This is a genomic window from Amycolatopsis sp. lyj-112 (genome assembly GCF_046549055.1).
Classification (GTDB): domain Bacteria; phylum Actinomycetota; class Actinomycetes; order Mycobacteriales; family Pseudonocardiaceae; genus Amycolatopsis.
On sequence record NZ_JAJPWS010000006.1, the window covers coordinates 317,356 to 332,713 of the forward strand.

The 15,358-nt window shown below is 71.1% G+C and carries 1 protein-coding gene; it reads right to left on the reverse strand.

Annotated elements, in window-relative coordinates; translation table 11 throughout:
• Position 1: 1 nt before the first annotated feature.
• The gene (locus ACLJRL_RS22555; RefSeq protein WP_410658219.1) at positions 2-15,358 is read right to left on the reverse strand and encodes an SDR family NAD(P)-dependent oxidoreductase; all 15,357 of its coding nucleotides are present in this window, start codon (positions 15,356-15,358) and stop codon (positions 2-4) included.

Consider the following 15,358-nt stretch of genomic DNA (forward strand, 5'->3'; position numbering starts at 1 on the left):
GTCAGGAGATCCCGAGTTCCTTGCCGATGAAATCGAACATCTCGTCGTCCGACGCCGTTTCGAGCCGGTCCGCCACGGATTCGGCGTCGTCCGTGCCGTCGCAAGCCGCCAGCAGGGCCCGCAGGCGGTCCTTGACCTTGCCGCGGATCGTGTCTTCCGGGCCCCCGACGGCGAAAGCCGCCTCGAGCCGGTCGAGTTCCGCGAGCACTCCCAACGGCGGTGGCGGTTCGGCACTGCCGAGTTCGGTGCCCACGAGTTCCGCCACCGCTTCGGTGGTCGGGTGGTCGAACACGAGCGTGGCCGGCAGCCGCAAGCCGGTGGCCTCGTTGACCCGGTTGCGCAGTTCGACCGCCGCCAGTGAATCGAAGCCCAGCTCGGTGAACGCCTTGGCCGGATCGACCTGGTCCGGGCCCGGGTAGCCGAGCACGGCCGCGACGTGCGTGGCGACCAGGTTCAGCAAGGCCGCCGCACGCTCCTCTTCGGACATTCCGGCCAGCTCGGCCTTCAAGGCGTCACCGGTCGGCGAACCCGCCGTCTCCACCCGCTTTCCCGCGCTGCGGATCAGCCCTCGGAGCAGCGGCGGGACCTCGGCGCCGAGCCCGGCGCGCAGAGCCGCGAGGTCCATCCGCATCGGCAGCAGCACCGGCTGTGCGGCCGATGTCGCCAGGTCGAACAATTCCAGTCCCTCCTCTGTGGACAGTGCGCCGACGCCGGACGCGGTCATCCGGTCGAGATCGCGTTCGGCCATCCCGCCACCCATTCCGTCGCCCGCCCACAGCCCCCACGCGAGAGACGACGCCGGCAGGCCCCGCGCGCGGCGGTGCCGGGCGAGCGCGTCCAGGAACGCGTTGGCGGCGGCGTAGTTGGCCTGACCTGGGTTGCCGAACGTACCAGCGGCGGAGGAGAACAGGACGAACTCGTCGACGTCTCCCGCCAGTTCGTGCAGGTTCACCGCCGCGTCGACCTTCGGCCTCAGGACGGCGTCGAGCCGCTCGGGGGTCAGGCCGTCGAGCACGACGTCGTCCAGGACACCGGCGGCGTGCACGATCGCGGTCACCGGATGCGTGGCCAGGACCTCGCGCAGGACTTCACGATCGGCGGCGTCGCAGGCCACCACCTCGACGTCCGCGCCCAGTTCCCGCAGTTCGGTGGTCAGCGCACCGGCGCCCGGCGCGTCCGGGCCCCGGCGGCTCGCGAGCAGCAGCCGGGAAGCACCCCGTGCGGTCACCAGGTGGCGGGCCAGCGTGGCGCCGAGCGCCCCGGTGCCACCGGTGATCAGCACCGTGCCGTCGGGCAGCGCTCCACTGTCCTTTCCGGACACCGTCGGCTTGACGAGCCTGGGTGCCTTCACCGCACCACCGCGCAGAGCCAGTTGCGGTTCATCGGAAGCCAGCGCGGGCAACAGAGCGCGGTAAGAGGCGTCCTGTTCGTCGAGGTCGACCAGGACGAACCGGCCGGGATGTTCCGACTGCGCCGAGCGCACCAGCCCCCAGACCGCGGCCTGGGCCAGATCCGGCACGTCCTCGTCGCCGACGCCGACCGCACCGCCGGTGACCAGCACCAGCCGGGACGCGGCGAACCGGTCTTCGGCCAGCCAGGACCGGACCAGGTCCAGCGCCCGGTGCGTGGCCGCGCGGACCGCTCCGGCCAGGTCGTCCCCCGGTTCCGGCGCGCAGGACACGAACACCAGTTCCGGCGCCCGCGTGCCTTGGCCGAGCGACGCGGCCAGCGTCTCGAAACTCGCCTGCGTCTGGCCGTGGTAGCCCGCGGCGGCCAAGGCTGCGTCGAGCTTGAAGTCGTCGATGCCGACGACGGCCCAGCCCGCGGGCGTGATCGCCGTGGGGTCGAGCGTGACCGGCGCCCAGTCGAGACCGAACAACGACTCGTGACTACCTCGGCGGCCCCCGCCGAGTTGTTCCAGCGAGACCGGCCGCAGCGTCAAAGCGTCCACTGTGGCCACGAGCCTGCCGGTCTCGTCGGCGGCGACCAGCGACACCGCGTTCTCGCCCGCCGGGGAGAACCGCACCCGCAGGGCACGGGCGCCGGAGGCGTAGAGCCGGACACCCGACCACGCGAACGGCAACCGCACCCGGCCGGCGGCGACGTCGGCCTCGGGATCGTTGTAGGGACCGAAACCCATCGCGTGCAGGGCCGCGTCGAGCAGGGCCGGATGCAGCCCGAAGCCTTCGGTTTCGGTGCCTTCCGGCAGATCGACCTCGGCCCAGACGTCGTCCCCGCGCCGCTGAGCGGAACGGAGCCCCTGGAAGACCGGCCCGTATTCGAGCCCGGCCGCGGCCAGTTCGTCGTACAGGCCCTCGATTTCGACGGCTTCCGCGTCGGCGGCCGCCCAAGCGGAGAGGTCGAACTGCGCGCTCGGGACCGACGGCGACAGGATCCCGGTCGCGTGACGGATCCACTCGGCGTCGTCCTCGTCGGGACGCGAGTAGACGTCCAGCGCTCGCCTGCCGGTCTCGTCCGGCGTGGCGGCGACCATCCGGAGCACCGTGCCGCCGTGGTCGGCGAGTACCAGCGGCGCTTCGAGGGTCAGTTCGTCCACGGCACCGCAGCCGGTGAGTTCCCCGGCCCGCAGGGCGAGTTCGACGAACGCGGTTCCCGGCAGCAGCATCGTTCCGGCGACGACGTGGTCGGCGAGCCAGGGCTGGTCCTGCGGCGACAACCGGCCGGTGAACAGCACCGCGCCGCTGTCCGGCGACTCGACCGCCGCGCCCAGCAACGGATGCCCGGCCGGCCGCTGACCGAGACCGGCGACGTCCCCGATGGCGGGGGCGGCGGGCCGCAGCCAGTACCGCTCGCGCTGGAAAGCGTAGGTGGGCAGATCCGCCGAGGTACCGGGGAAGGCCGTCGCCCAGTCGACGCGGACGCCGTGGACGTGCAGCCGGGCCAGCGCGGTCACGAAGGTCGCGGCGTCGGGCCGGTCCGAGCGCTGCGCCGGGACGAACATCGGTGCGTCCACTGTGGACTCTTCGGTGACGCAGTGCTCGCCGAGCGCGCTCAGCAAGGCGTCCGGCCCCAGTTCCAGATACCGTTTGACGCCCTGGGCTTCCAGCCGCCGGACGGCGTCGCAGAAGCGGACCGCCTCCCGCACGTGACGCACCCAGTACTCGCTGGACTTGGCCTCGTCCCCGGTCAGCGGCTCGCCGGTCAGGGTCGAGACGAGGGGGATGACCGGGGCGGCGGCCGTGACGCCGTCGAGCACCGCGCGGAACTCGTCGAGCATCCCGTCCATCAGCGGCGAGTGGAAGGCGTGGCTGACGGTGAGCCGCTTCGTCTTGCGGCCTCGCTCGCCGAATTCCGCGGCCAGCACGGTCACAGCGGCCTCTTCGCCCGAAATGACCACGGAGACCGGTCCGTTGATCGCGGCGATCGAGACGGCCACGTCGTCGACCAGCGGCCGCACTTCTTCTTCGGTGGCTTGGAGGGCGACCATCGCCCCGCCCGGCGGCAACGCCTGCATGAGCTTGCCGCGGGCGGCGACGACCGTGCACGCGTCGTCCAGCGACCAGACCCCCGAGATGTGAGCCGCCGCGAGTTCGCCGATCGAGTGCCCGGCAAGGAAGTCGGGCCGCACACCCCAGCTCTCGACGAGCCGGAACAGTGCGACCTCGACGGCGAACAGCGCGCACTGCGTGTATTCGGTCTGGTCGACCAGTTCTCCGGCGATCGCCTCCCGCAGCGGACGGTCCAGCACCGCGTCGAACCGCGCGCAGACCTCGTCGAAGGCTTGGGCGAAGACCGGGAACGCGGCCGACAGCTCGTCCGCCATCCCTGCCCGCTGGCTGCCCTGGCCGGTGAAGAGGAACGCGAGTTTGCCACTCGGCTTGGCGACACCAGTGACGATGTCGTCGCCGGGCTCTCCCTTGGCGAGCCGGGCCAGCCCGTCGAGCACACCGGTGGCGGGAAGTACCGCCCGGTGCTCGAAAAGGCCCCGGGAAGCAAGGGTGTGCGCGACATCGGTGAGGGCGAGATCCGGGTTCGATGCCAGATACGCGTGGAGCCGGGCGGCCTGACCGCGCAGCGCTTCCGGAGTCTTGGCCGAGAGCGGGACGACCAGGATGTCCGGCGTTTCGGCCGACTCCGGCACAGCGATGTCGGCGGATTCGAGGACGGCGTGGGCGTTGGTACCGCTGATACCGAACGACGACACGGCGGCGCGGCGCGGTCCCCCCGTGTCCGGCCACTCCCGCGACTCGGTGAGCAACGAGACGGCGCCTTCGGTCCAGTCCACATGCGACGAAGGTTCGTCGACGTGGAGCGTCTTCGGCAGTACTCCGTGCCGCATCGCTTCGACCATCTTGATCACGCCTGCCACCCCGGCGGCCGCCTGTGTGTGCCCGAGGTTCGACTTCACCGAACCGAGCCACAGCGGACGCTCGCGGTCTTGCCCGTAGGTGGCCAGCAAGGCCTGCGCCTCGATCGGGTCGCCCAGGGTGGTGCCGGTGCCGTGCGCTTCGACCGCGTCCACATCGGACGGTCGCAGACCTGCGTTCGCCAAGGCCTGCCGGATCACTCGCTGCTGCGAGGGGCCGTTCGGTGCGGTGAGGCCGTTGGACGCGCCGTCCTGGTTGACCGCCGTCCCCCGCAGCACGGCGAGGACCTGCCTGCCGTTGCGCCGGGCATCCGACAACCGCTCCAGCAGGAGCATGCCGACGCCTTCACCCCAGGCCGTTCCGTCGGCGGACTCCGAGAACGCCTTGATCCGGCCGTCCGGCGCCATTCCGCGCTGGCGGCTGAACTCGACGAAGGTGTCCGGTGTGGACATCACCGCCACACCGCCGGCCAGTGCCATCGTGCATTCACCCTGGCGCAACGCCTGCGAGGCGAGGTGCATCGCCACCAGCGACGACGAACAGGCCGTGTCGATGCTGACCGCCGGACCTTCCAGCCCGAAGGTGTAGGCCAGCCGGCCGGAGATGACGCTGCCCGAGTTCCCGGTGCCCAGATACCCTTCCAGATCCGGGGAAACGCTGGTCAGCCGCGAAACGTAGTCGTGGTACATCACCCCGGCGAACACGCCGGTCCCGCTGCCGCGCAGGGTGGCCGGGTCGATGCCCGCCCGCTCGAAAGCCTCCCACGACGTCTCCAGCAGGAGCCGCTGCTGCGGGTCCATGGCCAGCGCCTCACGCGGCGAGATCCCGAAGAACCCCGCGTCGAACTCCCCCGCGTCGTGCAGGAAGCCGCCGTAGCGGGTGCAGGACGTGCCGGGCTTGCTGAGTTCGGGGTCGTACAGGCCTTCGACGTCCCAACCTCGGTCGGAGGGGAACAGCGAGATGCCGTCGCGCCCGTCGGTGACCAGCCGCCAAAGGTCCTCGGGGGAACGGACGCCGCCGGGGAACCGGCAGGCCATCCCGACGATCGCGATCGGCTCGTCGACCGGCGCTGTCGTCACCGCCGCCACCGTCGCCACGGCGCCGGACAGTTCCTCCCGCAGCCGGGAGACGACCGCGGCCGAGTTCGGGTGGTCGAACACGAGGGTGGCGGGCAGGCGCAGCCCGGTCGCGGAGTTCAGCCGGTTCCGCAGTTCCACCGAGGTGAGCGAGTCGAAGCCGAGTTCGGTGAAGGCGCGATCTTCGGCGACGTCGTCGGGGCCGGAGTAGCCGAGGACCGCCGCGACCTGCGTCCGTACCAGTTCGAGGAGACGCGTGTCGCGCTCCACTTCGGACAGTCCGGCGAGCTGTCGTTTCCAGGCGGACCCACCGGCGGCCCGGCGAGCCGGTGCCTTGAGCAGGCCACGCAGCAACGACGGCACGTCGGTACCCAGTTCGGCGCGGAGCACGGCGAGGTCGAGTTTCATCGGCAGCAGCACTGCTTCGTCACCGGCGGTGTCGAACAAGCGCAGGCCCTCTTCGGCACTGAGTCCGGACCCGGTCAGCCGGGCGACGGCGGCCGAGGCGTCCATACCGTCGTCTGTTTCCCAGAGCCCCCAGGCCAATGAGCGGGCCGGAAGCCCGTTCGCCCGCCGGTGCTGGGCCAACGCGTCGAGGAAAGCGTTTGCGGCGGCGTAATTCGCCTGCCCGGCGTTGCCGAAAGTACCCGCGGCGGAGGAGAACAGGACGAACTCGGCGACGTCGCCGGCCAGTTCGTGCAGGTTCAGCGCGGCGTCGGCCTTGGGGCGCAAGACAGTGTCGAGCCGCTCAGGGGTCAGCGTGTCGACCAGACCGTCGTCGAGCACGCCCGCCGTGTGCACCACGGCGGTCACCGGGTGGTCGGCGGGGACACGGGCCAGCAGGTTCGCGAGGGCGGCGCGATCGGCGACGTCGCAGGCGGCCAGCGTCGCCTGTGCGCCGAGCGCGGTCAGGTCCGCCAGCAGTTCCGCGGCACCGGGGGCGTCCGCGCCCCGGCGGCTGACCAGCAGCAGATGCCGCACACCGTGTGCGGTGACGAGGTGGCGCGCGAGCAGACCGCCCAGCGCGCCGGTGGCGCCGGTGAGGAGCACGGTCCCGGCCGGGTCGAACTCCGGGCCCGCACCGGACGGAACGGCCTTGGCGAGCCGCGGTGCCCAGATTTTCCCTTCCCGCACGGCAAGTTGCGCTTCCCCGGTGGCCACCGCGCCGGCCGCCACCGGGCCGTCGATGAGCACGAACCGGTCCGGGTGCTCGGACTGCGCCGAACGGACCAGTCCCCAGACGGCGGCGCCCGCCAGATCGGTGACGTCCTCACCGGCCACCGAGACCGCACCGCTCGTCCGCACGACCAACGTGGCGTCGGCGAAGCGGTCGTCGGCCAGCCAAGTCTGGAGCGCGGACAACGTACGGGCGGTCGCGTCATGGACATTCGTGGCGTCCACTTCGGACAGAACGACCACCGAAGGCACCGAATCCAGTTCCGCGAGGGATGAGACCATCGCGAGTTCGTCGGCGTCGGCCCGCGCGCGGACGGGCACCCAGTCGACGCGGAACAGCGAACCGTCCCCGCCCGCGAGCTGCGCGGGATCGACCGGGCGCACGACCAGCCCGTCGACCGTGGCCACCGGCGCACCGGTCCCGTCGGCGATCGCGAGGGAAAGCGTGCCGTCCTCGCCGGTGAGCCGGACGCGCAGCGCCGTCGCGCCCTGGGCGGCGAGCGAGACACCGGACCACGAGAACGGAAGCCTGGCCCGACCGTCTTCGGTATCAAGCGCACCGAGTCCGGCCGTGTGGAGTGCGGCGTCCAGCAGCGCGGGGTGCAGCCCGAACCAGGCGGCGTCGGCCTGCTGTTCGCCGAGGTCGATCTCGGCGCACACCGTCCCGCCGGTGCGCCAGGCCGCGCGGACGCCCTGGAAAACGGGGCCATAGTTCAGGCCCGCGTCGGCGAGGGCGTCGTAGAGGCCGTCGATGTCGACCTCTACGGCACCGGCGGGCGGCCACGCGGTGAGGTCGACGGGCTCGGCACCGGTGTCCTCGACGAGTGTTCCGGTGGCGTGCCGGGTCCAAGGTTCGTCGTCCTCGGCGCGGGAGTACACGCTGACCGCGCACACTCCGGCCTCATCCGGCTCGCGAATCCAGACACGCAGCCGGACATCGCCGTGTTCGGGCAGGACCAACGGGCTTTCGAGAGTCAGTTCTTCGAGCAGGGCGCGGCCGTGGCGACGCCCGGCGGTGAGGGCGAGTTCGACGAACGCGGTGCCGGGCAGGAGCACGGTTTCGCCGACGGCGTGGTCGGCCAGCCAAGGCTGCGCGGACAGCGACAGCCTGCCGGTGAGCACGGTCCCGCCGGAGTCCGGCAGGGTCACCGCGCCGCCGAGCAGCGGATGGTCGGCGTCGGCCAGGCCCGCGGCGGAGAGGTCACCGGCGGTGGCGCCCGCGTCGAGCCAGAACTCCTGACGCTGGAAGGCATAGGTGGGCAGGTCGACCCGCCGGGCCCCGGCGAACAGCGGCGTCCAGTCGACGGCGACCCCGTGGACATGCAGCCCGGAGATCGCGGTGAGCAGGGCCGACACCTCCGCCCGATCGCGGCGCAGGGCGGGGACCAGCACGGCGTCGGTGTCGGCGTTGAGGCAGTCCTGTGCCATCGCGGTCAGGACGCCGTCCGGACCCAGCTCCAGGAACCGGGTGACGCCCTCGGCCTCCAGGAACTTCACCGTGTCGGAGAACCGGACCGCGTCACGGACGTGGCGGACCCAGTACTCCGGTGTCGCCAAGTCGACGAGTCCGCCGGACACCACCGGGATCCGCGGTGCCTGGTAGGTCAGGCCCTCGGCGACCGCGCGGAAGCCGTCGAGCATGGGGTCCATCAACGGCGAGTGGAACGCGTGGCTGACCACGAGTTTCTTGGACTTGCGCCCCTCGAAGGCGGCGACCACGGCGGCGACGGCGTCTTCAGCACCGGACACCACCACGGAATTCGGACCGTTGATCGCCGCGATCGACACGTTTCCGTTGAGCAGCGGTACGACTTCGTCCTCGGTCGCGTGCAAAGCCACCATCGATCCGCCACGAGGCAAGGCCTGCATCAGACGACCACGGGCAGCGACCAAGGTGACGGCGTCATCGAGCGAAAGCACCCCGGCGACGTGCGCGGCCGCGATCTCACCGATCGAATGTCCCGCCAAGAAGTCCGGCCGGACACCCCAGCTCTCCACCAACCGGAACAGCGCGACTTCCAGCGCGAACAACGCGCACTGCGTGTACTCGGTCTCGTTCAGTTGCTCCGCCGAAAGGTTGTCCGGCAGATCGAAACGAGAGGACACCTCGTCGAAGGCCGAAGCGAACACCGGAAACCGTTCCGCCAGTTCACGGCCCATGCCGAGCCGCTGACTTCCCTGTCCGGTGAACAGGAACGCGACCCGTCCCTCTGCCGCGCGCCCGGTGATCCCTGCGGCGACGAGCCCCGCCAACAGAGCACCCCGGTCGTCGGCCACGATCGCGGCACGGTGTTCCAGCGCCGTCCGGGCGGCCAGCGAGAAGCCGATGTCCGCGGCGGACAGGTCCGGCGTGCTGACCAGGTACTCATGCAGGCGAGCCGCCTGTGCCCGCAAGGATTCCTCGGTCTTACCCGAGAGCAGCCACGGTAAACCACCGCGAACCTCGACGGACTCGAACGGTTCCGGCTCGGCGGACTCGATGATGGTGTGAGCGTTGGTGCCGCTGATGCCGAACGAGGAGATCCCGGCCCGGCGAGGACGGCCGGTTTCGGGCCACTCCCGAGACTCGGTGAGCAGCGAGACCGCGCCCTCGGCCCAGTCCACATGCGACGAAGGCTCGTCGACATGCAGGGTCTTCGGCAGTACCCCGTGCCGCATCGCCTCGACCATCTTGATCACGCCCGCCACCCCGGCCGCGGCCTGCGTGTGGCCCAGGTTCGACTTCACCGAACCCAGCCACAGCGGACGCTCGCGCTCCTGGCCATAAGCCGCCAGCAACGCTTGCGCCTCGATCGGATCGCCGAGCGTCGTCCCGGTGCCGTGCGCCTCGACGGCGTCCACATCGGACGGTCCGAGGCCGGCGTTCGCCAGCGCCTGCCGGATCACCCGTTGCTGCGACGGGCCGTTCGGCGCCGTCAGCCCGTTGGACGCGCCGTCCTGGTTCACCGCGCTGCCGCGCACCACGGCCAGCACCTGGTGGCCGTGCCGCCGCGCGTCCGACAGACGCTCCAGCAGGAGCATGCCGACACCCTCGCCCCAGCCGGTGCCGTCAGCCGCATCGGCGAACGACTTGCACCGGCCGTCGACGGCCATTCCGCGCTGACGGCTGAACTCCACAAAAGTATTCGGGGTCGCCATCACCGTCACGCCACCGGCAAGCGCGAGCGAGCACTCGCCTTGCCGCAACGCCTGTCCAGCAAGGTGCATCGCCACCAGCGACGACGAGCACGCCGTGTCGATACTGACCGCCGGACCCTCCAGCCCGAAGGTGTAGGCCAGCCGGCCGGAGATCACGCTGCCCGAGTTCCCGGTGCCCAGATAACCCTCGACGTCCTCCGGCACAGAGTGCAGCCGGGCCGCGTAGTCGTGGTACATCACCCCGGCGAACACGCCGGTCTTGCTGCCCCGCACCGCGTCGGCGTCGATTCCGGCGCGCTCGAACACCTCCCACGACGTCTCCAGGAGCAGTCGCTGCTGCGGGTCCATCGCCAAGGCCTCGCGCGGCGAGATCCCGAAGAACGCGGCGTCGAACTCCCCCGCGTCGTGCAGGAAGCCACCCTCGCGGGCGTAGCTTTTGCCTGCCTTGCCGGGATCCGCGTCGTAAAGCCCTTCGACGTCCCAGCCTCGGTTGACCGGGAACCCCGAGACGCCGTCCCGCCCGGCGGACACCAGGTCCCACAGCTCTTCCGGGGAACCGACCCCGCCGGGATAGCGGCACGCCATCCCGATGATCGCGATCGGCTCGTCGACCGGGGTCGTCCGCACCGGCGCGGTCGCGGCGGCCACGGCGTCGCCCAGCAATCCCTCCAGCAGATGCTCGGTGAGCACCGTGGGGGTCGGATAGTCGAAGACCAGCGTCGCGGCCAGCCGCAACCCGGTGGCCGCGGTCAGCCGGTTGCGCAGGTCGACCGCCGCCAGCGAGTCGAACCCGAGTTCCTGGAACGGCTTGGAGGCGTCGACCGCTTCGGATCCGACGTGCCCGAGCACGATGGCGACCTGCGTGCGCACGATCTCCAGCAGTTCCCGGTGCCGCTCCGCCGGGGCGAGGGCGGCCAGTTTGCCCGCCAGCGCACCGGACGAACCAGTGACGGCGGCGCGGCGCGCGGGCCGGATGAGGCCACGCAGCAACGGCGGCACGTCCCCACCCACCTGGGCACGCAGCGCGGGCAGGTCGAGCCGGATCGGCACGAGCGCGGCGTCGTCATGAGAGACCGCGAGATCGAAGAGCGCGAGACCATCCTCAGTGGACAGTGCCGGGAAGGCGGGCCGAGAAGCGAGCGTGCCGCCCATTCCGGACGCCCACATCCCCCAGGCCAACGACGTCGCGGGCAGTCCGGCCGCCCGGCGGTGCTCGGCGAGCGCGTCGAGGAAGGCGTTCGCGGCCGCGTAGTTCGCCTGACCCTCGTTGCCGAAGACCCCGGCAGCAGAAGAGAACAGAACGAGTTCGGCGTCGCCGAGCAGTTCGTGCAGGTGCAGCGCCGCGTCCACTTTGGCCGTCAGGACGGTGTCGAGCCGTTCCGGGGTCAGATCTCCGAGCAGGCAGTCGTCCAGCACTCCCGCCGCGTGCACGGCCATGGTCACCGGATGGTCGGCCAGCAGCGCGGCGACGGCGTCGCGGTCGGAAGCGTCGCAAGCTTCGATCAGCACCTCCGCGCCGAGAGCGGTCAACTCTTCCGCCAGTTCGGTGGCTCCTGGTGCCGCGAGTCCTCGACGGCTGGTCAGCAGCAACTGCCGGACACCGCGCGAGCGCACCAGGTGCCGGGCGAGTTCCGCGCCCAGGGCGCCGGTTCCGCCGGTGATCAGCACAGTCCCCGAAAGCGCGGGAGTCTCCGTGCCGGCCTGCGGGGCACGGACGAGCCGGGCACCGAACAGCGCGCCGGCGCGGATCACCAGCTCGGGTTCGCCGGTCGCCACCGCGGCGGCCACGAGGTCGGGTGTGGGCTCGGCATCGACGTCGAGGAGGACGAACCGGTCCGGGAACTCCTCCTTCGCGGTGCGCACCAGACCCCAGACGGTCGCCTGCGCCGGGGTTGCCCCGCCGACAGCACCTTGGGTGAGGAAGACGAGCTTGGGTCCGTCCGTGTGCGCGTGGACGAGTTCCAGCGCTCGCGCCGCGGCCGCGTGAGCGTCGGTCTTGTAGTCCACAAAGGACTCGATGACGTATTCGGTCTCGTCGGCGGCCGGGATCGCGAGCGGGTGCCAGTCGACGCGGAACAGCTCATCCTGGTTTCGCGCGGATTCCAGGGCGCCGGAAGGAATCGCCCGCAGGGTGAGCCCGTCGGCGACGAGCACCGGCTGCCCGTCCGGATCCGCGACGGCCAGCGCCACCGTGTCCGGGCCCGCCGAGGTGAGCCGCACCCGCAGGCTGGTCGCGCCGGCGGCCTGCAGGCTCACGCCGGACCACGAGAACGGCAGCCGCGCCTGAGTGGTGTCGGCGATCAGCGCGCCGAGCCCCACCGCGTGCAGGGCGGCGTCGAGCAGCGCGGGATGCAGTCCGAAGCGGGCGGCATCGGCCTTCTCCGCTTCGGCGAGTTCGATCTCGGCGTACACGGCCGAATCCAGCGTCCACGCCGCGCGGACGCCTTGAAAAGCGGTGCCGTAGTCGAGGCCGACCTCGGCGAGCGCGTCGTACAGGCCGTCGATCTCGACCGGCTCCGCACCGGCGGGAGGCCAAGCGGCCAGGGTGAAGTCGGCGGCGGGGAATCCGGGGGCGAGGACGCCGGACGCGTGGCGGGACCATTCGCCGTCGGAGGTTTCGGGCCGGGAGTAGACGCCGACCGTGCGCCTGCCGCCCTCCTCCGGCGCGCCGACCATCAGCTGGAGGCTGAGCGCGTCGTGCTCGGGCAGGACCAGCGGTTCCTGGAGCGTGAGCTCCTCGAGGATCCCGCAGTCCACCTTGTCGCCCGCGTGCAGCGCGAGATCGACGAACGCCGTCCCCGGCAACAGGACGTGCCCGGCGACGACGTGCCCGGTGAGCCACGGCTGGGCGGCGCGCGAAAGCCGCCCGGTGAGCAGGACCCCGTTCGCGTCGGCCATCGTGACGACCGCGCCGAGCAGCGGATGGGCGGTGGCACCGAGGCCGAATCCGGTCGCGTCGCCGGTGGCGAGGAGCGGGCCGTCGAGCCAGTAACGCTGGGTCTGGAAGGCATAGGTGGGCAGGTCGACGCGACGCGCGCCGGTGAGCAGCGGCGTCCAGTCGACGGGCACGCCGTGCACCTGAAGGCCGGAGATCGCCGAGAGCAGGGTGACGTCCTCCGCCCGGTTCCGCCGCAAGGCCGGGACCACGACGACGTCGCCTTCCAAGCAGTCCTGCGCCATCGCGGCGAGGACGGCGTCCGGCCCGATCTCGAGGAACCGGTCGACGCCTTCCGCTTCCAGGAAACCGATCACGTCACGGAAGCGGACCGCCTCGCGGACATGCCGCACCCAGTAGTCCGCGGTGGCGAGGTCCGCCAGGTCTCCCGAAACGCCGGAGACCACGGGAATCCGCGGTGCCTGGTACGTCAGGCCCTCGGCGACCGCGCGGAAGTCGTCGAGCATGGCGTCCATCAACGGCGAGTGGAACGCGTGACTCACCACGAGCTTCTTGGACTTGCGCCCCTCGAACGCGGCGACCACAGCAGCGACGGCGTCCTCGTCCCCGGACACCACCACAGAATTCGGACCGTTGATCGCCGCGATCGACACGTTTCCGGTGAGCAACGGGGCCACTTCGGCTTCGGTCGCCTGCAGCGCCACCATCGACCCGCCGCGAGGCAACGCCTGCATCAAACGACCACGCGCGGCCACCAAAGTCACCGCGTCATCCAGCGAAAGCACCCCGGCCACGTGCGCGGCCGCGATCTCACCGATCGAATGCCCCGCCAGGAAATCCGGCCGGACACCCCAGCTCTCCACCAACCGGAACAGGGAGACTTCCAGTGCGAACAACGCACACTGTGTGTTCGCCGTCTCGTTCAGTTCGCCGGCCGAAAGGTCGGCCGGCAAGTCGAAACGAGAGGACACCTCGTCGAAGGCCGAAGCGAACACCGGAAAACGTTCCGCCAGTTCACGGCCCATCCCGAGCCGCTGACTTCCCTGTCCGGTGAACAAGAACGCCAGCCCGCCCGCACCGGCGGCACCCTGAGAGACTCCGGAGGTGGTGGCCCCGGCGGCGAGGATGTCCAGCCCGGCCAGTAAGTCGGCTCGGTCGGCGGCGACGATCGCGCCGCGGTGGTCATGGAGCGTGCGAGTGCCGGCGAGCGACGCGGCGACGTCGGCCACGGCCAGTTCCGGGCGAGCCAGCACGTGCGAACGAAGCCGGACGACCTGCTCTCGCAACGCCTCGGCGGTCTTGGCGGACAGCACCGCGGGCACCGCACCGGACGGCGGCGCGAGTGCTTCCGGTTCGGCGTCGGGTGCCTGCTCGATAATGGTGTGCGCGTTCGTGCCGCTGACCCCGAACGACGACACCCCGGCTCGGCGCGGTTGTCCCGTCTCCGGCCATGGCTGCGCTTCGGTGAGCAGTTCGACCGCACCGGCCGACCAGTCCACTTTGGACGACGCTTCCCCGGCGTGCAGGGTCCGGGGCAGCACCCCGTTGCGGATGGCCTGCACCATCTTGATCACGCCACCGACCCCGGCCGCGGATTGCGAGTGCCCGATGTTCGACTTCAGCGACCCGAGCCACAGCGGCCGCTCGGCGCTCTTCTCCCGACCATAGGTGGCCAGCAGCGCCTGCGCTTCGATCGGGTCCCCGAGTGTGGTCCCGGTGCCATGGCCTTCGACGACGTCGACCTGGCCTGCCGAGAGCTGCGCGTTGTCCAGCGCCTGCCGGATCACGCGCTGCTGCGACGGACCGTTCGGCACGCTGAGCCCGCTGCTCGCGCCGTCCTGGTTCACCGCGCTGCCGCGCACCACGGCCAGCACCGGATGTCCGAGGCGCTGCGCGTCGGAAAGCCGCTCCACCAGGAGCATCCCGACACCTTCGGCCCACGACGTGCCGTCGGCACCGTCCGAATAGGACTTGCAGCGGCCGTCGGCGGCGAGCCCGCGCTGACGGCTGAAGTCGATGAACGTGTCCGGTGTGGACATCACCGCGACACCACCGGCCAGTGCCATCGTGCATTCGCCCTGCCGCAAAGCCTGTGCCGCCAAGTGCAAGGCGACGAGCGACGAGGAGCACGCGGTGTCCACGGTGACCGCCGGACCTTCGAGTCCGAAGGTGTAGGCGACCCTGCCGGAGACGACGCTGCCCGAGTTTCCGGTGCCGAGGTAGCCCTCCAGTTCCTCCGGGATGGCGGCGAGCCGGGAGACGTAGTCGTGATACATCACCCCGGCGAACACGCCGGTCTTGCTACCCCGCAACGAACCCGGGTCGATCCCCGCCCGTTCGAAGGTCTCCCACGAGATCTCCAGCAGCAACCGCTGCTGCGGATCCATCGCCAGCGCCTCACGCGGCGAGATCCCGAAGAATCCCGGGTCGAATTCCCCGGCACCGTGCAGGAAACCGCCCTCGCGGGCATAGGACGTCCCGGGCCTCTCGCCGGACGGGTCGTAGAGCGAAGCCAAGTCCCAGCCGCGGTCGGCGGGGAACTCCGAGATCCCGTCGCGGCCCTCGGCGACGAGATCCCACAGATCCTCCGGCGAACGCACGCCGCCGGGGAACCGGCAGGCCATCCCGACGATCGCGATCGGCTCCCGGTTGCGGTCCTCGGCCTCCTTGAGCCGTCGCCGGGTCTCCCGCAGGTCGGCGGTCGCGCGCTTGAGGTAGTCGAGGTACTTGTCTTCGTTCGCCAC